At 71.4% G+C, this 20,257-nt stretch carries 14 protein-coding genes and 1 tRNA gene; 11 read left to right on the forward strand and 4 right to left on the reverse strand.

Annotated elements, in window-relative coordinates:
- Positions 1-73 precede the first annotated feature (73 nt).
- Positions 74-146, forward strand: a tRNA-Ala gene (locus ACFYWS_RS19880).
- A 79-nt stretch (positions 147-225) separates the two neighbouring features.
- Here the strand turns inward: ACFYWS_RS19880 and ACFYWS_RS19885 are convergent.
- Positions 226-1,803: an NADH-ubiquinone oxidoreductase-F iron-sulfur binding region domain-containing protein gene (locus ACFYWS_RS19885; protein ID WP_389277968.1), complete on the reverse strand. Its 1,578-nt coding sequence runs from the start codon at positions 1,801-1,803 to the stop codon at positions 226-228.
- Positions 1,800-2,906 carry a cytochrome b/b6 domain-containing protein gene (locus ACFYWS_RS19890; RefSeq protein ID WP_389277971.1) on the reverse strand — a complete coding sequence of 369 codons (1,107 nt, stop codon included), beginning with the start codon at positions 2,904-2,906 and terminating at the stop codon, positions 1,800-1,802. Before ACFYWS_RS19890 ends, ACFYWS_RS19885 begins: the two co-directional genes overlap by 4 nt.
- Positions 2,907-3,421: 515 nt before the next feature.
- Between ACFYWS_RS19890 and leuS the strand changes: the two genes are divergently transcribed.
- From leuS to holA, 8 genes are all read left to right on the forward strand, one after another.
- A complete protein-coding gene (gene leuS / locus ACFYWS_RS19895; RefSeq protein WP_389277975.1) occupies positions 3,422-6,346 on the forward strand; it encodes a leucine--tRNA ligase in 2,925 nt (974 codons plus the stop codon).
- Positions 6,347-6,472: 126 nt separating this feature from the next.
- Positions 6,473-7,183, forward strand: a complete 711-nt coding sequence (locus ACFYWS_RS19900; protein WP_389277978.1) for a hypothetical protein — start codon at positions 6,473-6,475, stop codon at positions 7,181-7,183.
- An 84-nt stretch (positions 7,184-7,267) separates the two neighbouring features.
- A complete protein-coding gene (locus ACFYWS_RS19905) occupies positions 7,268-8,116 on the forward strand; it encodes a DegV family protein (RefSeq protein WP_389277981.1) in 849 nt (282 codons plus the stop codon).
- A 938-nt stretch (positions 8,117-9,054) separates the two neighbouring features.
- Entirely contained in the window at positions 9,055-9,735 is a 681-nt protein-coding gene (locus ACFYWS_RS19910; protein WP_389277984.1) for a helix-hairpin-helix domain-containing protein, read from the forward strand.
- A gap of 26 nt (positions 9,736-9,761) precedes the next feature.
- Positions 9,762-12,401 (forward strand): ComEC/Rec2 family competence protein, encoded by a 2,640-nt coding sequence (locus tag ACFYWS_RS19915; protein WP_389278844.1) that lies wholly within the window; start codon positions 9,762-9,764, stop codon positions 12,399-12,401.
- 132 nt (positions 12,402-12,533) lie between these two features.
- Positions 12,534-13,415 (forward strand): YceI family protein, encoded by an 882-nt coding sequence (locus ACFYWS_RS19920; protein WP_389277987.1) that lies wholly within the window; start codon positions 12,534-12,536, stop codon positions 13,413-13,415.
- A 42-nt stretch (positions 13,416-13,457) separates the two neighbouring features.
- Positions 13,458-13,703, forward strand: a complete 246-nt coding sequence (locus ACFYWS_RS19925; RefSeq protein WP_389277990.1) for a hypothetical protein — start codon at positions 13,458-13,460, stop codon at positions 13,701-13,703.
- Positions 13,704-13,868: 165 nt separating this feature from the next.
- Positions 13,869-14,858 carry a DNA polymerase III subunit delta gene (holA, locus tag ACFYWS_RS19930; protein WP_389277993.1) on the forward strand — a complete coding sequence of 330 codons (990 nt, stop codon included), beginning with the start codon at positions 13,869-13,871 and terminating at the stop codon, positions 14,856-14,858.
- Positions 14,859-15,107: 249 nt separating this feature from the next.
- Here the strand turns inward: holA and rpsT are convergent, their stop codons facing one another.
- Positions 15,108-15,374, reverse strand: coding sequence for a 30S ribosomal protein S20 (rpsT, locus tag ACFYWS_RS19935; protein WP_389277996.1), 267 nt, complete (start codon positions 15,372-15,374; stop codon positions 15,108-15,110).
- A gap of 233 nt (positions 15,375-15,607) precedes the next feature.
- On the opposite strand from rpsT, the gene lepA reads away from it, so the two are divergent.
- Both lepA and ACFYWS_RS19945 read left to right on the forward strand, forming a co-directional pair.
- Positions 15,608-17,479, forward strand: coding sequence for a translation elongation factor 4 (lepA, locus tag ACFYWS_RS19940; protein WP_389277999.1), 1,872 nt, complete (start codon positions 15,608-15,610; stop codon positions 17,477-17,479).
- A 269-nt stretch (positions 17,480-17,748) separates the two neighbouring features.
- Positions 17,749-19,638 (forward strand): AMP-dependent synthetase/ligase, encoded by a 1,890-nt coding sequence (locus tag ACFYWS_RS19945; RefSeq protein WP_389278002.1) that lies wholly within the window; start codon positions 17,749-17,751, stop codon positions 19,636-19,638.
- A 33-nt stretch (positions 19,639-19,671) separates the two neighbouring features.
- Here the strand turns inward: ACFYWS_RS19945 and ACFYWS_RS19950 are convergent, their stop codons facing one another.
- A complete protein-coding gene (locus ACFYWS_RS19950) occupies positions 19,672-20,250 on the reverse strand; it encodes a two-component system response regulator (protein WP_389278006.1) in 579 nt (192 codons plus the stop codon).
- Between the last annotated feature and the right edge of the window lie 7 nt (positions 20,251-20,257).

Genomic DNA, 20,257 nt, shown 5'->3' on the forward strand with positions numbered 1-20,257 from the left:
CACCCCGGTGACCGTGTAATGTTGGCGACGCCGCCGGGGAGACCGACAGGGAAGCCCCGGAGGACCAAAGCGCGGGGCTATAGCTCAGTTGGTAGAGCGCCTGCATGGCATGCAGGAGGTCAGGAGTTCGATTCTCCTTAGCTCCACAGGAACGTGAAGGCGGGCCATCCGATTCGGATGGCCCGCCTTCGTGTGTGTCCGGGTATGTGTCCGGCCGGGTGCCCGCTACCTCCGGGCGCGGCTGCGGCCGGGCGGCAGCGCGGGGCGCGCCGGCCTCCGGTCCAGCGGGGCCGCCGAGGCGTCCTCCTCGATCCGCAGCGCCAGCGCGGGGCAGCGGCGCACGGCACGTACCGCGTTCGCCTCCGAGTAGCCGGGCACCGCCGCCTCCGCGACTGTCGGGAAGCCGTCGGGGCCCAGTTGCAGCAGCTCCGGCACGATGTCCGCGCACAGGCCGTGGCCCTGGCACAGCGTCCAGTCGACGGCGAGTCGCCTCCCGCTGGGCGTCGAGCTCGCGGGCGCCTCCGCGTGCAGCGGCAGCACGCCGAGCACCGGGCGACCGCAGCCGGCTCCCAGGACGTGTGCGGCCAGGTCGTCGGTGAACGCCGAGATCGTCGACTCGATGAACGCCGCCGAACCATCCGGGTGTTTGCACGCGCCGCGCCGCTTCACCGCGCGCGTGACCTCGCGCAGCGCCTCCAGGGCGGCCGGGCCGCCTCCGTTCAGTACGTCCTCAAGGCCGCGCGCCGCCGCGGGCAGCCCCAGGTAGCAGGGGCCGCACTGGCCCGCGCTCTCCGAGGCCAGCCACTGCGCCACCTTCAGGGCCTCGCCGAGCGGGCAGGTGTCGGGGCCGATCGGCAGGACCGCCCCGGCGCCCAGGGCGCCGCCCGAGGCCTCCAGGGAGGCGCGGGAGACGATGGCGTCCTGCGCGCCGACCCCGTCCAGCCACTTGCCGTGATAGCCGCCCGTGAGGACGCCCTGGGGGAGCGGGGGAGCGCCCGCGAGCTGGAGTACGTAGCGCAGCGGGACGCCGGACGGCACTTCCAGGACCATCGGGCGGGCGACGGCCCCGGAGAGCGTCAGCAGGATCGTGCCGGGCTCGTCGTGCAGGCCCGTGCGGCAGTAGCGGTCGGCCCCCGTGCGGGCCGCGATGGCGAGCTGGGCGAAGGTCTCCGCGTTCGACAGGAGCGTGGGGGCGCCGCCGACGCCGGAGTCGGAGGCGCGGACCTTGCGGCCCGGCGGCATGGGCGGGCCGCCGTCGGCCGAGCGGATCAGGGCAGAGGACTCCCCGGTGACCATGCGCACCGGATTGCGCTGCACGCGCGCGCGCAACGGTGAGCTCCGACGGTTCGTCAGGCCGCGCTCGGCGAGGGCCGCCTGCATCGACGCCTCGGTGCTGTCGCGGGTCACGCCGATGACGAGCGTGCGCGCGCCGATGGCCTCCGCCACGAGCAGGGCGCCGTCCAGGATCAGGTGCGGGGCCCGGTTGATCAGCACGGTGTCCTTGCGGCAGGCCGGCTCGTCCTCGCTGCCGTTGACGACGACTACCGGGCGCACGCCGCGCCTGATCGCCGACTCCGCGACCGCGCGGAGCTTCTTGGCGAAGGGGAAGCCCGCGCCGCCCCGGCCGCGCAGGGATATCGCCTGGGCCAGCTGCGCGAGCGGTTCGCCCGCCATGGGCTCCAGCGGTCCGTGCACCTTCAGGTGCATGTCGAGGTCGAGCCGCTCCACGAGGTCGAACCCCGAAGTGAGCTGGGGAAGTCCGACGACCCGGACTTCCGGGACGTCGGGCAGTGCGGTGTTCACTGCGTGCCTCCGTAGGGCGTGGTCCAGGGCTCGCCGGAAGCGGGTGCTTGGTAGGGGCCGGGGAGCGGTTCGGTGGGATCGGGCGCCGCCTCGTAGTCGGGCGCTGCCCTGTAGAGGTCTTCGTAGGCGCCGCTGTTCGTGCCGTCTTCGTAGGAGGCGGGGTAGCCGGGCACGCCTCCGTAGGGGGTGTCGTACGTCGGGTCGTACAGGGAGGGCGGGGCTTGGGCCGGTGGTGGCGGGGAGGGGGCGGGCCAGCGCTCGGTGGGTGCGGCCGGCATGGGCTCCACGTACTGCTGCAGATACGGGACCGACTGCGTGGGCCGCTCCGAGCGGGGGACGGCGGACACCGCGCGGTAGGCGGCCGCGAAGCCGATGTCGGTCTGCGTCGGGGGATCGGGGTCGGATGAGGGTTGCGGGGTCGGCTCCATGCGGGGCTGCGGAGCGGCCGGCGCGGGCTCGGTGCGGGGCTGCGGGAGGGGCGAGCCTGCCCGCCTGGTGCCGCTCGAGCGCGGTCCCGCGTCCAGGAATTCGAGGATGCGCAACGCCACCTTGCGCCGCACGGCCTGCGGCGACGCACGAAGGGCGATCGCGCCGGCGACCGCGACCAGGGCCAGGCAGTACAGGACGGTCACGTACGCCTTCGCGGGCCGGCCCGAGTACAGGCCGTGTATGAGGGCGAAGCACCAGGACGGGTAGGCGAGCATGTGGGTCGCGCGCCAGCGGGCGGCGAGCCGGGCGGGGGAGGCCATGGAGCTGCGCAGCGCGCCCGTGACGCCGGTGGTGATCATGAGGAGTCCGGCGGTCACGCCCAGGCCGATGAGGCCCGCGCTGCCGCTGAAGCCTCCGGAGAACGGGATCAGCGCGCCGAGCAGCGTCACGTGCGAGAGCGCGAGTTTCACGCTGATGTGCAGCAGCAGGAAGAGCAGCGAGGCGACCGCGGTGATCCGGTGCACGGCCTGCGCGAGCAGCCGCTGCCGCGAGGTGAGGAAGACCCGGTCGGAGGCGACCAGGCCCCAGACGACGGACGCGGTCAGGGAGACCAGGGAGAGCACACCCGCGCCGAAGTCGAGCGTCGCCCGCACAGCGTCGCTCCCTGTGGACACGAGCACGGGTATCAGGAGGATGACTCCCGCGATGAGCAGCCCTGTTCTCCTGCGACGGCTGACGCCGGGGTTACGTGAACTCCTCGGCATGCGAAGGGAGTTCAGGGGGTGAGGGGTTCGAGGGTTCATGGGGGTGACTCCGAACGGTTCGGCACGGTGGTCCCACGGCCCGCACTCTAGATCGAGGCATACCGGGCAGTACGAGGTTTGAGTTATCTCGCTGTTATCTACGAGATGTTTGGTCTTTACGTTGTCCCGATAGTGGGCGGTACGCCGAGTAACCCCTGGGGTGCGGTGGCCCGCGGGGAAGCCCGTCGCGGGCCGAGCGAGCGCTGCGGTACCCTGACGCCATGCGTGCCGTACGCCTTCTGCTTAGCGAGCCGCGCTGATCAGTCCCGACCCGCCCCCGGGGTGAGTGGTCGGAATCGGCGCGGCGTCCCCTCCTGTGCGAGGGGCTTTTTCATTTCCTAAGCGCTGGGTTGCTGGCAGAGACGATCGATGGAGCTTTGAGGATCATGAGCGAGACGAACACCGCCGCCGCTTCCGAGGCGGCGGTCGCGCCGCACCGCTACACGGCGGGCATGGCCGCCGACATCGAGGCACGCTGGCAGGACTTCTGGGACGCCGAGGGCACGTACGAGGCGCCGAACCCGAGCGGTGACCTGGCGGGGTCCACCGAGGCGGACCGGGCGGTCGCTTCGCGGCCCAAGAAGTTCATCATGGACATGTTCCCGTACCCCTCCGGTGCGGGCCTGCACGTCGGCCACCCGCTGGGCTACATCGCCACGGACGTCTTCGCGCGCTTCCAGCGCATGACGGGCCACAACGTGCTGCACACCCTGGGCTTCGACGCGTTCGGCCTGCCGGCCGAGCAGTACGCCGTGCAGACGGGCACCCACCCGCGCGCGTCGACCGAGGCCAACATGGTCAACATGAAGGTGCAGCTGCGCCGCCTGGGCCTGGGCCACGACAAGCGCCGGTCGTTCGCCACGATCGACCCGGAGTACTACAAGTGGACGCAGTGGATCTTCCTGCAGATCTTCAACTCCTGGTACGACGACGACCTGAAGAAGGCCCGTCCGATCGCCGACCTGGTCAAGCAGTTCGAGACCGGTGAGCGCGCCGTTCCCGGCGGCGGCTCCTGGAGCGGGCTGAACGAGGCCGAGCGCGCCGACATCCTGGGCGATTACCGCCTGGCGTACGCCTCCGACGCGCCCGTGAACTGGGCGCCGGGCCTGGGCACCGTCCTGGCCAACGAGGAGGTCACCGCCGACGGCCGCTCCGAGCGCGGCAACTTCCCCGTCTTCAAGTCGAAGCTGCGCCAGTGGAACATGCGCATCACGGCCTACGCTGACCGCCTGATCGACGACCTGGACGGCCTGGACTGGCCCGAGGCGATCAAGCTGCAGCAGCGCAACTGGATCGGCCGCTCCGAGGGCGCGCGGATCGACTTCGCGGTTCCGGACGCCGATGGCTCCGGCAAGGAGAAGATCACCGTCTTCTCGACCCGCCAGGACACCCTGTTCGGCGCCACCTACATGGTGCTGGCCCCCGAGCACGACCTGGTCGAGAAGATCACCCCGGCGGCCTGGCCCGAGGGCACGCACGACGTGTGGACGGGCGGTCACGCGACCCCCGCCGAGGCCGTCGCCGCCTACCGCAAGCAGGCCGCCTCGAAGTCCGACGTCGAGCGCCAGGCCGAGGCCAAGGACAAGACCGGCGTCTTCACGGGCGCGTTCGCGACCAACCCGGTCAGCGGCGAGCAGGTCCCGGTCTTCATCGCCGACTACGTACTGATGGGCTACGGCACCGGCGCGATCATGGCCGTCCCGGCGCACGACAGCCGCGACTTCGCCTTCGCGCGCGCCTTCGAGCTGCCGATGCGCTGCGTGGTCGAGCCCTCCGACGGCCGTGGCACCGACCCGGCGACGTGGGACGACGCGTTCGTCGCGGGCGACGCGAAGCTGGTCAACTCCAGCGGCGACGACATCTCCCTGGACGGCCAGGGCGTCGCCGAAGCCAAGGCCCGCATGACCGAGTGGCTGGAGCGCAAGGGCATCGGCGCGGGCACGGTCAACTTCCGGCTGCGCGACTGGCTGTTCAGCCGCCAGCGCTACTGGGGCGAGCCCTTCCCGATCGCCTACGACGAGGACGGCATCGCCCACGCGCTGCCCGAGTCGATGCTGCCGCTGGAGCTGCCCGAGGTCGAGGACTACAGCCCGCGCACCTTCGACCCGGACGACGCCGACACGCGGCCCGAGACGCCGCTGTCGCGCAACGAGGACTGGGTCAACGTCACGCTGGACCTGGGCGACGGCCGTGGCCCGCGCAAGTTCCGCCGCGAGACCAACACCATGCCCAACTGGGCGGGTTCGTGCTGGTACGAGCTGCGCTACCTGGACCCGAACAACAGCGAGAAGCTGGTCGACCCGGAGATCGAGCAGTACTGGATGGGCCCCCGCGAGGGCATGCCCACCGGTGGTGTCGACCTGTACGTCGGCGGCGCCGAGCACGCCGTGCTGCACCTGCTGTACGCGCGCTTCTGGTCGAAGGTGCTGTTCGACCTGGGCCACATCTCGTCGGCCGAGCCGTTCCACAAGCTGTACAACCAGGGCATGATCCAGGCGTACGTCTACCGGGACGCGCGCGGGATCGCCGTACCGGCCGCCGAGGTGGAGGAGCGCGACGGCGCGTACTACTACCAGGGCGAGAAGGTCTCCCGCCTGCTGGGCAAGATGGGCAAGTCCCTGAAGAACGCCGTCACGCCGGACGAGATCTGCGCCGAGTACGGCGCGGACACGCTGCGCCTGTACGAGATGGCGATGGGCCCGCTGGACGTCTCCCGGCCGTGGGACACGCGCGCGGTGGTCGGCCAGTTCCGGCTGCTGCAGCGCCTGTGGCGCAACGTCGTCGACGAGGAGACCGGTGAGGTCACCGTCGTGGACGTGCCCGAGGCGGACATCGACGTGGCCACGCTGCGCGCCCTGCACAAGGCGATCGACGGCGTGCGCGGCGACCTGGAGGGCATGCGGTTCAACACCGCCATCGCCAAGGTCACCGAGCTGAACAACCACCTGGTCAAGTCGTACGCGGGCGGCGCCCTGCCGCGCTCCGTCGCCGAGCGCCTGGTGCTGCTGGTCGCGTCGCTGGCCCCGCACGTCGCCGAGGAGCTGTGGCGCAAGCTGGGCCACAGCGACTCCGTCGTCCACCAGGACTTCCCGGTCGCCGACCCCGAGTACGCGGTCGACGAGGCCGTGACCTGCGTCGTTCAGATCAAGGGCAAGGTCAAGGCCCGCCTGGAGGTCTCCCCGGCGATCTCCGACGAGGAGCTGGAGAAGATCGCCCTGGCCGACGAGAAGGTCGTCGCGGCGCTGGACGGCGCCGGTATCCGCAAGGTGATCGTGCGGGCGCCGAAGCTGGTGAACATCGTCCCCGCGTAGTTCGCAGGGGTTGCTCAGGGTTGTTCCCTACGGGCAGGTTGGGGGTTCTGCTGGAACCCTCGGCCTGCCCGCTCCGTTTACGGTGGAGAGAGCGGTTGGGCGGGGCGACCTGAAGGAGAGAGCGCTATGGATGTCGTGCTAGTGATCATGGCGCTGATCTTCGTCGCCTTCCTGGCATTCGGCGGGTACATGACCGTGAAGGCGGTCGGTGCGGCCAAGCGCGGGGTGGACCGCAAGGTCGAGCAGGCCCGGCGGGCGGTGGAGGACACCACGCTGCGCGCCAGGAGTTTTGTGCAGCCCGGCACGGCAGCCGAGTTGGCGCAGCTGCGGCTGCGTCTGCGCACCTCCATGCGGGCCACGCAGGACGCGCTGCACGCGCGCGTGGCGGAGGACTCCTCGCTCAAGGAGTCCCTCGGCCTCTTCGAGCGCCTGAGTGCGCACGGGCACGAGGTGGACGCCGAGCTGAAGCGCCTGGAGAGCGAGCCCGACAAGGGGCAGGTGGCGCGGGTGCTGCCCGAGCTCAGGACGCGTACGGAGCAGATCACGCGGTCCGCCGACGCACTGCGGCACGCGGCCCGCGATCGGGCCGGCCGGTTCGCGAGCGATGACCTGGACGCGCTGAGTTCGCAGATCGACCTGGAGGCCGGGGCGCTGCGGCACTGGACGACCGAGCCGGGATCCGGGGCAGGATCCGAGCCGGGGCCCGTATGGGAGGCGCCGCGGACGGACCGCGGGCAGGGGCGGGGCCGGGAGCAGGATCGGGCCGCGATCACTCCGCCAGGTGTACGCCCCGTGTATCCGTGGGAGAAGAGACCCCGTCCGGAGAGCACGACTTGATCGCCCGCCGGTCCGCGTCGGCGGATGGCCGGGAGGCAGGGGCCGGGCTGCCGCGGGGAGACCGTGGCAGGTAATCTCCGGTGCATGTCCCGCCATGTCGCGATCGTCACCGATTCAACGGCCTACTTGCCGCAGCGGACGATGGAGCGCCACGGCATCACGGCGGTGCCGTTGACCGTGGTCCTGGGTGACCGGGCGCTCGAGGAGGGTACGGAGATCTCCGCCCGCTCGGTCGCGGAGGCGCTGCAGAAGCGCCGGTCGGTGACGACGTCGAGACCCAGCCCAGAGCTGTTCGCCGAGACCTACCGCAAGGTGGCCGAGTCCGGCGCCACCGCCATCGTCTCGCTGCACCTGTCCGCCGAGATCTCCGGGACCTACGACGCCGCGGTGCTGGCCGCGCGCGATGCCCCGGTCCCGGTGCGCGTCGTGGACACCGGGATGGTGGCCATGGCCCTCGGCTTCTGCGCGCTCGCGGCGGCGGAGACGGCCGACGCGGGTGGCACGGTCGACGAGGCGGTGAACGCGGCGGAGAAGCGGGCCTCGGGCACCTCGGCGTACTTCTACGTCGACACGCTGGACTATCTGCGCAGGGGCGGCCGGATCGGCGCCGCGCAGGCGCTGTTCGGGTCCGCGCTCGCGGTCAAGCCGCTGCTCCAGCTCGACGGCGGCCGTATCGAACTCCTGGAGAAGGTCCGTACGTCGTCGAAGGCGATCGCGCGGCTGCAGGAGATCGTGGCCGAGCGGGCGGGCAGCGCGCAGGTGGACGTGGCCGTGCACCACCTGGCGGCGCCCGAGCGGGCGGAGGCGCTGGCGGAGTGGCTGCGCGAGCATGTGCCGGGCCTGGCCGAGCTGCATGTCAGCGAGGTGGGGGCGGTGATCGGGGCGCATACGGGACCGGGATTGCTCGGGGCCGTGGTCTCGCCTCGGACATAGGGCGATGGGCGCTCCGTCGTCCGCGTGGGTGACGGAGTTTTCCACAACTGCCGGGTTGTCCCCGGAAATCGAGCAAGATCCACTTGTTGGTGGGGCGGTGCCTACCGTCTCGTGACATGGAACTTCGATCACGGACACGGACAGCACACGCATCCAGCGGGCCGGGGCGCCGCCCCGCATCGGACGGCCGCGCCCGGCGGCGGCACGTGGTGCGGCGGCGCGCGCGGCGCAGGCGGATCGAGGCGGAGCGGACGAGGCTGCGGGCGGAGGCGCTGTTCGCGCCACCGGGGACGGGGGGTGGGCCTGCTTCGGCAGTGGGGGGTGGGCCCGTGCCGGGCCCGGCGGTTGGGTCTGTTCCGGGCCTGGCGGTTGGGCCTGTTCTGGCTCCGGCGGTTGGGTCTGTTCCGGGCCTGGCGGTTGAGCACGGTCCGGCTCCGGCGGTTGGGTCTGTTCCGGTCTCGGCGGTTGAGCACGGTCCGGCTCCGGCGGTTGGGCCTGCTCCGGTCTCGGCGGTTGAGCACGGTCCGGCAGCGGCGGTTGGGCCTGCTCCGGTCTCGGCGGTTGAGCACGGTCCGGCAGCGGCGGTTGGGCCTGCTCCGGCTCCGGCGGTTGGGCCCGTTCCGGCAGCGGCGGTTGGGTCTGCTCCGGCTCCGGCGATTGGGTCTGCTCCGGGCCTGGCGGTTGAGCACGGTCCGGCTCCGGCGGTTGGGTCTGTTCCGGCGCGGGCGGTTGGGCCCGTTCCGGCTCCGGCGGTTGAGCCTGCTCCGGGCCCGGCGGTTGGGTCTGTTCCGGTCTCAGCGGTTGGGCCCGTTCCGGCAGCGGCGGTTGGGCCCGTTCCGGCTCCGGCGGTCGAGCCTGCTCCAGGCCCGGCGGTTGGGTCTGCTCCAGGCCCGGCGGTTGTGCCTGCTCCAGGCCCGGCGGCCGCGCGGCGGGAGCGTGTGGCGTTTGCTTTGCGGGACCGGTTGCCGCTGTGGGTGCAGACGCGGTGCGGGGTCGAGCGGCGCGGGGCCGTGGCGTTGGCCGTCCTCGTCGGCGTGGTGGGGCTCTTCGCCGTGCAGCACTTCTGGGCGGGGCGTACGCAGCCGGTGCGGGCGCCCGAGACGGTGCGGGCGGCGGCGCCGCGAGCCGTGGAGCCGTCGCCCGGCGGCTCCACGTCCACCGCACCGGGGCCGGTGGCAAGCGGCGCCGCCGGGATCGTCGTGGACGTCAGCGGAAAGGTGCGAAGGCCGGGGATCCACCGGCTGCCCGCCGGGGCCCGCGTCGCGGACGCGTTGCGGGCGGCCGGTGGACTGCGCCCCGGTACGGACACCGCGGGGCTCAACAGGGCACGGTTCCTCGTGGACGGCGAGCAGGTCCTGGTGGGCGCGTCGGCAGCGGCAGCCCCCGCCGCGCCGTCGGGCGGGTCCGCGGGAGCATCGGCCCCGGCGGGTCCGATCGGCCTCAACACGGCCACCCTGGAACAGCTCGACACCTTGCCGGGCGTCGGCCCCGTACTGGCGCAGCACATCGTCGACTACCGCACGGAGCACGGCGGTTTCCGCTCCGTCGACGAACTGCGCGAGGTCAATGGCATCGGTGATCGCCGCTTCGAGGATCTGCAGAATGCCGTACGGCCATGAACCGGCCCGTCATGAATCGACCCGTCATGCGTCGCCCGGCCGTGAGGGGCGGTCGGGAGGCGTCGTCCACGGCGGGGCGGCTCGGCGACGCGCATCCGCGCCAAGAGGGGCCGCTGGACCTGCGGTTGGTGCCGCCCGCGTTGGCGGCGTGGGGCACGGCAGCGCTGATGGTGGCCGGTTCGCCGTGGTGGGCGGGGCTCGTCGCGGTGGTGTGTGCGGTCGGTGGGGCGGGGCTGCTGGTCGCGGGGCGCGGTGGGGCCGGGCGTGCGGTGCGGTCCTGGCGTGGTCCGTCGGCGGCGGCGCTGCTCCTGTGCACCGCAGCGGCCGCGGCCTCCGCCGGTCTGCACGGGGCCGACCTGCGCCGCGGTCCCGTGCCCGAGCTCGGGGCCCGGTTCGCCCGCGTGGACGTCGAGTTGGAGGTGACCTCCGATCCCCGGCTCACCCGGCCGAGGATCCGCGGGAACCACGCGGCGCCGACGTCGGTGCTGGTTGAGGCGGACGTGGTGCGGGTGACGGGGCCGGACGGGGCCACGGCGCGGACACGGACGCCTGTGCTGGCCGTGGTGAGCGGAGGAGGCAAGGGGGACTGGGGAGACGGAAGGGACAGGAGAGACAGAGAAGGCGGGAGGGATGGAGAAGGCGAGAGGGATAGAGGAGACACAGGCTCCGCGTCCCCGCACGCGGCCGACAAGTCGCGGCAACTGCACGGCAGTTCATGGTTGTCGGTGCTGCCGAGTACCCGGGTGCAGGTGCGGGGGAGTCTCGCGCCGCCGATGGTCGCGGGGGACCGGGTCGCGGCGGTGCTGCGGGTCGGGAGCGGGGAGCGGGCACGGGCCGTGGGGGCGCCGAGCCGACCGCAGCGGGCGGCCGGGGTGCTGCGGGCGGGGCTGCGCGAGGCCACCGGCGGGCTCGACGGGGACGCGCGCGCACTGTTGCCCGGGCTCGTCGTCGGCGACACGGCGCGCGTGACACCGGAGCTGTATGCCGCCTTCGCGGAGACGGACCTCTTGCACCTCATGGCGGTCAGTGGGGCCAACTTCACGATTCTGCTGGCCCTGTTGATCGGCCCGCCCGGCACGGCGCAACGTGTCGAGCGGCGCGGCCTGGCGCCCCGGATCGGGCTGCCGTTGCGGACGACCGCGGTGCTCGGCGGGGCCCTCACGCTCGGCTTCGTCGTGGTGTGCCGGCCCGAGCCGAGCGTGCTGCGGGCGGCGTCGTGCGGGCTGATCGCACTGCTCGCCGTGGCCACCGGGCGCCGCAGATCCCTGATCCCCACCCTGGCCACGGCGGTGCTGCTGCTCGTCCTCTACGACCCGTGGCTGGCGCGGAGTTACGGGTTCCTGCTGTCGGTGCTCGCCACGGGCGCGCTCCTGACGCTGGCCCCGCGATGGAGTGCGGCGCTGCGTGGGCGCGGGGTGCCCGCGCGGCTCGCCGAGGCGCTGGGGGCCGCCGCTGCCGCGCAGGCGGTGTGCGCTCCGGTCGTCGCGGTGCTGGCGGCGCGGGTGAGCCTGGTGGCGGTGCCGTGCAATCTGCTCGCGGAGTTCGCGGTCGCGCCCGCGACCGTGCTCGGGTTCGCGGCGCTGGCGACGGCGCCGCTCGCGATGCCGGTGGCGAAGTCCCTTGCCTGGTGCGCGGGTTGGCCCACGGGGTGGATCGCGGACATCGCCAGGACCGGAGCCGCCCTGCCGGGCAGTGGGGTGGACTGGCCGGGTGGCTGGCGCGGCGGAGCGCTGCTCGCGCTCGGCATGGTGGTCCTCGTGTTCGTGGGGCGCAGGGCACTCGCGTCGCCGTGGATCTGCGGGGTCTGCGCGCTGCTGCTCGTCCTGGTGATCACGCGGCCCGCGCCGCTCGTGCGGGGCGTCACCGGCTGGCCGCCGGCCGGTTGGCGCCTGGCCATGTGCGACGTGGGGCAGGGCGACGCACTGGTGCTCGCGGCGGGGACCGGGGCCGGGGTAGTGGTGGACGCGGGCCCGGACCCGCTGCTCGTCGACCGGTGCCTGCGCTCGCTGGGCGTCACCCGGATCCCGGCGGTGGTGCTCACGCACTTCCACGCGGACCATGTGGCCGGGCTCCCGGGGGTGTTGCGGGGGAGGGCCGTCGGGCAGATCGGGACGACCGGGTTCGAGGAGCCGCCGGGCCAGGTGGCCTTCGTGCGGAGGGAGGCCGCCCGGCGTGAGGTCCCGGTGGTGGGCGCGGTGGCGGGGGAGCGGCGCAGAGCGGGCCCGCTCGACTGGCAGGTGCTGTGGCCCCCGCCGGAGCCGGGACCGGGCCAGGCCCCGACCCCGGTCCCGGCACCGGACGGGCCGAACGACGCGAGCGTGACCCTGCTCGTCCGCGTCGCGGGGCTGACCCTGTTGCTGCTCGGGGATCTCGAACCACCGGCGCAGCGCGCCCTGTTGAGGACGCCCGCCGGGGCGCGGCTGCTCCCGGTCGACGTGCTCAAGGTCGCCCATCACGGCTCGGCGTACCAGGATCCGGAACTGTTGCGCAGGGCCGCGCCCCGCGTCGCGCTGATCTCGGTGGGCCGCGACAACCCGTACGGCCACCCGGCGCCCAGCACGCTGGCGGCGCTGCGGGCGCGCGGTTCGGCCGTGCTCAGGACGGACCGGGACGGGGCGGTCGCGGTCGTGGGAGGGGGTGGTGGGGAGCTCCGGGTGTTCCCGTAGGGCGGTCGATGCTGCTCAGGGCGGGTTCTTGCCATGTGGGCGCATGTTGCCTCGAAACTACCCACGATGATCGAATACTTGTCTAATGCCATAGTTCAGGTAGTTGTCCAGGCGTTCTGGGGTGGGTAGGACATGTTCGGCCTCTGGCGGAGAAACCGTACTAACCGGTCAGTAGATTCGAGTTCGCTCGGGAGGAGGGCGGTGCCGCCGGGCGCGGGGGTGCTCAGCGGCCGGATCATCGATGCCGTGGGCGAGCCGGTGCGCGGCGCCGGATTCTCGGTGAAGGACGCGATGGGGCGCAAGGTGGTGAGCGGGGGCGTCGACCCGTTCGGCTCGTTCGTGGCGACCGTGCCCGCGGGGGACTACCGGCTCGCCGTGTCGGCCGAGGGGTACGCGCCGTTCCGCGGCGGGGCCACCGTGGCCGAGGGCGAGCAGGCGGAGCTCGGTGACGTCACGCTCCAGGTGGCCGCGCCTCCGGCGCTGCCGACGCCGGGGGACTGGGAGGTCGAGCCGACGCACTCCTCGGTCGGGTTCACGGCGCGGCACATCGGGATGGCGCGGGTCTACGGCCGGTTCAACACGTTCGCCGGTGTGCTGCGGGTGGGTGAGCGGGTCGAGGACTCCGCGATGCACGTCGTCATCGACGCCTCGTCCATCGACACGAACGTCAAGATGCGCGACGACCACCTCAGGTCGGCCGACTTCCTCGACGTCGAGCGGTTCCCGACGCTGGAGTTCTACAGCGACCGCTTCGTGCACAAGGGCGGCAGCCGTTGGGCGATCACCGGAGCGCTCTCGCTGCACGGTGTGACCCGGACGGTCACGCTGGACGCCGAGTACCTGGGCGTGGGCACCGGCATGGAGGGCGAGACCCGGGCCGCCTGCCGCGCGAGCACGGAGCTGCACCGCGACGACTTCACCGTGAGCTGGCAGACCATGCTGTCGAAGGGCATCGCCGTCGTCGGCTCCAGCGTCCGCATCGACCTCGACATACAGGTCGTGCCCAAGGGCTGACCCGGTGCGGCGGTGCCGTCGCCGTGCCGGAAAATGGTGGGCGTGAGCGATGTGAGACACGTACTGGTGCTGCCCGACCGGGACGCCGCAGAGGAGGCCGCTGAGGCGCTCCGGGAGCGCTTCGGGTTGGCCGAGGAACCCCAGCTCGTACGGGACGCGCTGGCCGGTGAGGACGACGCGGAGGACGCGCAGTGGCTGCTGGTCGTCGAGGACGCGACGGAGCGGCTGTCCGCCGAGGAGCTGGACGGGTTCGCGGGGGAGTGGGACGGGTGGCGCGAGGAGCCGTAGGGCTGGTGCCGCGAGGCCGTCCGGGGTGAGGACGCGGGGCTCTGCCCCGGACCCCGCTGCTCAAGCGCCGCAGGGGCTTGATCGGTCTGCTGCTCAAGTGCCGTGAGGATTGAACGGCCGCTTGGGCGGGGGGCTTGTCAGTGGCGCGTGGGATGCTTGGGCGCGATGGCCAGGAAGACTGCAAACGACGAACCGCTCGCTCCTCTCACCGTCGCGGTGGGGCAGGAGGATCTGCTGCTCGACCGCGCGGTGCAGCAGATCGTGGCGGCCGCGCGCGCCGCGGACGCGGACACCGACATCAGGGACCTCACCCCTGATCAGCTTCAGCCGGGGACGCTGGCCGAGCTGACCAGTCCCTCGCTGTTCGCCGAGCGCAAGGTCGTCGTCGTACGCAATGCGCAGGACCTGTCGGCGGACACGGTCAAGGACGTCAAGGCGTACATCGGCTCGCCCGCCGAGGAGATCACGCTGGTGCTGCTGCACGCCGGTGGCGCCAAGGGGAAGGGCCTGCTGGACGCGGCGCGCAAGGCCGGGGCCAGGGAGGTCGCCTGTCCCAAGATGACGAAGCCGGCGGATCGGCTGGCCTTCGTGCGGAGCGAGTTCCGGGCGATCGGGCGGTCCGCCACCTCCGAGGCGTCCCAGGCGCTCGTCGATGCCATCGGGAGCGATCTGCGGGAGCTGGCGTCCGCGGTGTCGCAGCTCGCCGCCGACGTCGAGGGGACCATCGACGAGGCCGTCGTCGGGCGGTACTACACGGGGCGGGCCGAGGCATCCAGCTTCACCGTCGCCGATCGGGCCGTGGAGGGGCGGGTGGCCGAGGCGCTGGAGGCGCTGCGGTGGTCGCTCTCGACCGGGGTGGCGCCGGTGATGATCACCAGTGCGTTGGCCCAGGGGGTGCGGGCGATCGGGAAGCTGTCGTCCGCGCGCGGGGGCCGGCCGGCGGATCTCGCGCGGGAGCTGGGGATGCCGCCGTGGAAGATCGACCGGGTGCGGCAGCAGATGCGGGGGTGGACGCCGGACGGGGTCGCCGTCGCGCTTCGGGCGGTCGCCGAGGCGGATGCGGGGGTCAAGGGGGCCGGGGACGATCCGGAGTACGCGTTGGAGAAGGCCGTGGTGACCGTGGCCCGGGCCGCGCGGACACGTGGGCGCGGGTAGCGCGCACGTACCTCGGGCGCCGGACGGCTGGAATGCCCGAAGGACGCCGGACCGCTGGAAAGCCCCAAAGACACCGGACCGCCGGAATGCCGAAAGCCCCGCCCTTGGGAAGGGCGGGGCCTCGGGTCAAGCGCTGTGCGAGCCCACACCCGCGTGGCGAACGCAGATCGCGTGCGGGCTCTTGGGTGTCGGTCGGGGGCGGATAGAGAGGGCCCGCCCGGGTCCTACCGACGGCAGATCAGTTCAGGTTCAGGCCTGGATGGACGCGACCTTCGAAGCAAGCGCCGACTTCTTGTTGGCGGCCTGGTTCTTGTGGATGACGCCCTTGGCGACGGCCTTGTCGAGCTGACGCGCGGCAACGCGCTGCGCCTCGACGGCCTTCTGGACGTCACCGGAGGCAGCGGCCTCGCGGGCCTTGCGGATCGAGGTCTTGAGGGAGGACTTCACGGCCTTGTTGCGCAGCCGAGCCTTCTCGTTGGTCTTGATCCGCTTGATCTGGGACTTGATGTTCGCCACGAAATGAGCCTTTTCAGGTTCAGGCACGGAGCCGATCAGGGACCCGTACCGGTGATTGTCACTGAGCCTGTGCCTCCGCTTAGAGGGCATGAGACACAGCTGCCGACGATATCAGGCGCCGTCCGAACGGCCCAAACCGAGCACAGCCCCCCGCTCATGGGACGATAGAGGCTACGTATTGATCCCAACCGAGGCCGACCTGAGGCAGAAGGCCTCAAGAGACAGGACCCTGCGTGCCCGCGATCCCTAAAAATGTGCCCGAGCCGAGCCGCACCGACCCGGCTCTGATTCGCAACTTCTGCATCATCGCGCACATCGACCACGGCAAGTCCACGCTCGCCGACCGGATGCTCCAGCTGACCGGTGTGGTCGAGCAGCGGCAGATGCGTGCTCAGTACCTCGACCGGATGGACATCGAGCGAGAGCGCGGCATCACGATCAAGTCCCAGGCGGTGCGTCTGCCCTGGGCCCCGACCCAGGGGCCCGATCAGGGCAGTACCCACATCCTCAACATGATCGACACGCCGGGCCACGTGGACTTCACGTACGAGGTCTCGCGCTCGCTCGCGGCCTGTGAGGGCACGATCCTCCTCGTCGACGCGGCGCAGGGCATCGAGGCGCAGACTCTCGCCAACCTCTACCTGGCGATGGAGAACGACCTCAAGATCGTTCCGGTGCTCAACAAGATCGACCTTCCGGCCGCCCAGCCGGAGAAGTTCTCGGAGGAGCTCGCCAACCTCATCGGCTGCGACCCCGACGACGTGCTGAAGGTCTCCGCGAAGACCGGCATGGGCGTCGAGGCGCTGCTCGACAAGGTCGTCGCCGAGGTCCCGCCGCCGGTCGGCGTCGCCGACGCGCCCGCCCGCGCGATGATCTTCGACTCGGTGTACGACTCGTACCGCGGCGTCGTGACGTACGTACGAGTCGTCGACGGCCAGCTCAACAAGCGTGAGCGGATCCGGATGATGTCCACCGGGGCCACGCACGAGCTGCTCGAGATCGGTGTGTCGTCCCCCGAGATGACCCCGGCCGACGGCATCGGCGTCGGCGAGGTGGGCTACATCATCACCGGCGTGAAGGACGTGCGTCAGTCCAAGGTCGGTGACACGATCACCTCCCTGCACAAGGGCGCGACCGAGGCCCTGGGCGGCTACAAGGACCCGAAGCCGATGGTCTTCTCGGGCCTCTATCCGCTGGACGGCTCGGAGTACCCCGACCTGCGCGAGGCCCTCGACAAGCTGCAGCTCAACGACGCCGCCCTCGTCTACGAGCCGGAGACCTCGGCCGCGCTCGGCTTCGGCTTCCGCGTGGGCTTCCTGGGGCTGCTGCACCTCGACGTGATCCGTGAGCGCCTGGAGCGCGAGTTCGGGCTGGACCTGATCGCCACCGCCCCCAACGTGGTCTACCGCGTGGACATGGAGGACGGCACCGAGCACACGGTCACCAACCCGAGCGAGTTCCCCGAGGGCAAGATCGACAAGGTCCACGAGCCTGTCGTACGCGCCACGCTCCTCGCGCCGAGCGAGTTCATCGGCTCGATCATGGAGCTCTGCCAGACCCGCCGCGGCACCCTCCTCGGCATGGACTACCTCTCCGAGGACCGGGTGGAGATCCGCTACACCCTCCCCCTCGCCGAGATCGTCTTCGACTTCTTCGACCAGCTGAAGTCCAAGACGCGTGGTTACGCGTCGCTGGACTACGAGCCCACCGGCGAGCAGACCGCCGACCTGGTGAAGGTCGACATCCTGCTGCACGGCGACCGGGTCGACGCGTTCTCCGCCGTCACGCACAAGGACGCCGCGTACGCGTACGGCGTGCGTCTGGTGGCCAAGCTGCGGGAGCTCATCCCGCGGCAGGCCTTCGAGATCCCCGTCCAGGCGGCCATCGGGTCCCGGGTCATCTCCCGCGAGACCATCCGCGCCATCCGCAAGGACGTCCTCGCCAAGTGCTACGGCGGTGACATCTCCCGTAAGCGCAAGCTCCTCGAGAAGCAGAAGGAGGGCAAGAAGCGGATGAAGATGGTCGGCTCCGTCGAGGTGCCGCAGGAAGCCTTCATCGCGGTGCTCTCCAGTGACGACGGCGGCGGCGCCAAGAGCAAGAAGTAGCCGCTGCCGCACACAGGCGCCTGTCCGTTGTACGGGCAGGCGCCGTCGCTTTTGTGTGGGCCCTGTGTGAGGTGAGGACGTTGGGGGAGAGTGCCATGAAGTCGGAGGCCGGAGCCCCTTACGCGGCAGGCGGGTGACCCTTACCCTGATCACTGCCCACTGGTTACTCGCCAGTTAAACAAGCTGCGTATCAAGCCGCGCATCAAGCCGCGTATCAATAAGCCGCACTGTCTGAACAAGCCGCGCTGTCGCGGGCCCCGGAGGACGTCGTGAGCGACACACAGAACCTGATCGAGAACCGTCCGCCCTCCGTGGCGAACCTCTTCCTGGAACGCGTGGCGGCCACACCGGACGCCGAGGCCTACCGCTATCCGGTGCCCTCGGCCACCGGCACGGGCCCCGACGACTGGAAGTCGCTGAGCTGGGCGCAGGCCGCGCAGCGCGTGTACGCCATCGCCGCCGGCCTCGTCGAGCTGGGAGTGGGCCCGCAGGAGCGGGTGGCGCTCGCCTCCTCGACCCGTGTCGAGTGGATCCTGGCCGACCTCGGCATCATGTGCGCGGGCGCGGCGACCACGACCGTGTACCCGCAGACCAACGAGGACGAGTCGGCGTTCATCCTGTCCGACTCCGAGTCCAGGGTGCTGGTCGCGGAGGACGCCGCGCAGCTCGACAAGGCGCGGGCGCGCCGGGCCGAGCTGCCCGAGCTGCGGCACGTCGTCGTGATCGACGCGACCGGCGTCGAGCCCGACGCGGGCGACCCCGACGGCTGGGTGCTCACCCTGGAGGACCTGGAGGCGCGCGGCGCCGCGTACCTGGAGAAGAACCCGGACGTCGTCACCGAGCGGGTCGGGGCGATCGAGAAGGACCAGCTCGCCACGCTCATCTACACCTCCGGCACCACTGGGCGGCCCAAGGGCGTCCGGCTCCCGCACGACAACTGGTCGTACATGGCGAAGGCCATCGCGGCGACCGGCCTCGTGAGCGGCGAGGACGTGCAGTACCTGTGGCTGCCGCTCGCGCACGTCTTCGGCAAGGTGCTGACCAGTGGCCAGATCGAGGTCGGGCACGTCACCGCGGTCGACGGGCGCGTAGACAAGATCATCGAGAATCTGCCGGTCGTGCAGCCGACGTACATGGCCGCCGTGCCGCGCATCTTCGAGAAGGTCTACAACGGCGTCGCCGCGAAGGCGCGGGCCGGCGGCAACGCCAAGTACAAGATCTTCCAGTGGGCGGCAGGCGTCGCGCGCGAGTACGCGAAGGTCAGCCAGGACAACTTCCGGCGTACGGGCGTCGCCTCGGTGCCGTTCAAGCTCGCCTCGAAGCACAAGGCCGCCGACCGGCTTGTCTACGGCAAGCTGCGGGAGGCCTTCGGCGGACGGCTGCGGGCGTGTGTGTCCGGCTCTGCCGCGCTCGCTCCCGACATCGGCTACTTCTTCGCGGGCGCGGGAGTGCACATCCTGGAGGGCTACGGACTGACCGAGTCCAGCGCCGCCTCCTTCGTGAACCCCGGTGAGGCCTACCGCACCGGCACCGTCGGCAAGCCGCTGCCCGGCACCGAGGTGCGGATCGCGGACGACGGGGAGATCCTGCTGCGCGGCCCCGGCATCATGGAGGGCTACCACGGCCTGCCCGACAAGACCGCCGAGGTCCTGGAGTCGGACGGCTGGTTCCACACGGGCGACATCGGCGAGCTGTCCAACGACGGCTACCTGCGGATCACCGACCGCAAGAAGGACCTGATCAAAACCTCGGGCGGCAAGTACATCGCGCCCGCCGAGGTCGAGGGCCAGTTCAAGGCCGTGTGCCCGTACGTCTCCAACATCCTGGTGCACGGCGCGGACCGGAACTTCTGCACGGCGCTCATCTCGCTCGACGAGCCGTCGATCCTGGAGTGGGCCAAGGAGAACGGCCTCAGCGGCTCCTCGTACGCGGAGGTCGTCGCGGCGCCGCAGACGGTGCAGCTCGTCGAGGGCTACGTGAAGGAGCTCAACGAGGGCCTCCAGCGCTGGCAGACCATCAAGAAGTTCAAGCTCCTGCCGCGCGACCTCGACATCGAGCACGGCGAGCTGACGCCCAGCCTGAAGCTGAAGCGCCCGGTCGTCGAGCGCGAGTACAAGGCACTGCTCGACGAGATGTACTCCGGGAACCGCGAGGGCTGACACCCCGAGGAGGCGCCGCGGACCAGGAGCGCCCTAACCCCGGCGCATCATCCGCAGCGTCTCCTTCATCTCCCCGATGTCGTGGCTCAGTTCTCGCACATCGGGGTTCTCGTCCTCGGCCAGGCGGCGCTCCACCGTCGTCAGGCGGGCCGCGAGGCCGTCCAACTGCTGGTGTTCACGCGCCAGGAGGCGCTGCAGCTGGCGGTTCTTGCGGTGCAGGTCGAGGAAGACCGTCACCTTCGCGCGCAGCACCCACGGGTCGAAGGGCTTGGTCAGATAGTCGGCGGCGCCGGTCGCGTAGCCGCGGAAGGCGTAGCCGGTGTCGGCCTCCGTGCCCGTCAGGAAGATGATCGGGACGTCCTTCGTCTGGTCGAGACGCTTGATGTTCGTCGCCGTCTCGAAGCCGTCCATGCCGGGCATCCGGATGTCCAGGAGGACGACGGCGAACTGCCTGCGCAGCAGCGCCTTCATCGCCTCCTCGCCCGAACGGGCCCTGACCAGCGGCTCGTTGAGGGGCCCCAGTACGGCTTCGAGTGCGGTCAGGTTGTCCTCCATGTCGTCGACAAGGAGGATGCTGGCCCGATCCGCTGAAGTGGACTCTGCAGTGGTCATGTTGACG

It is taken from the genome of Streptomyces sp. NPDC002795, from assembly GCF_042888725.1.
Taxonomy (GTDB): domain Bacteria; phylum Actinomycetota; class Actinomycetes; order Streptomycetales; family Streptomycetaceae; genus Streptomyces.

Bases quoted from the DNA above. Each gene is read 5' to 3' on its own strand.
- leuS (WP_389277975.1), top strand. From the start codon at position 3,422: ATGAGCGAGACGAACACCGCCGCCGCTTCCGAGGCGGCGGTCGCGCCG.
- ACFYWS_RS19900 (WP_389277978.1), top strand. From the start codon at position 6,473: ATGGATGTCGTGCTAGTGATCATGGCGCTGATCTTCGTCGCCTTCCTG.
- ACFYWS_RS19905 (WP_389277981.1), top strand. From the start codon at position 7,268: ATGTCCCGCCATGTCGCGATCGTCACCGATTCAACGGCCTACTTGCCG.
- ACFYWS_RS19915 (WP_389278844.1), top strand. From the start codon at position 9,762: ATGCGTCGCCCGGCCGTGAGGGGCGGTCGGGAGGCGTCGTCCACGGCG.
- ACFYWS_RS19920 (WP_389277987.1), top strand. From the start codon at position 12,534: ATGTTCGGCCTCTGGCGGAGAAACCGTACTAACCGGTCAGTAGATTCG.
- holA (WP_389277993.1), top strand. From the start codon at position 13,869: ATGGCCAGGAAGACTGCAAACGACGAACCGCTCGCTCCTCTCACCGTC.
- ACFYWS_RS19950 (WP_389278006.1), bottom strand. From the start codon at position 20,250: ATGACCACTGCAGAGTCCACTTCAGCGGATCGGGCCAGCATCCTCCTT.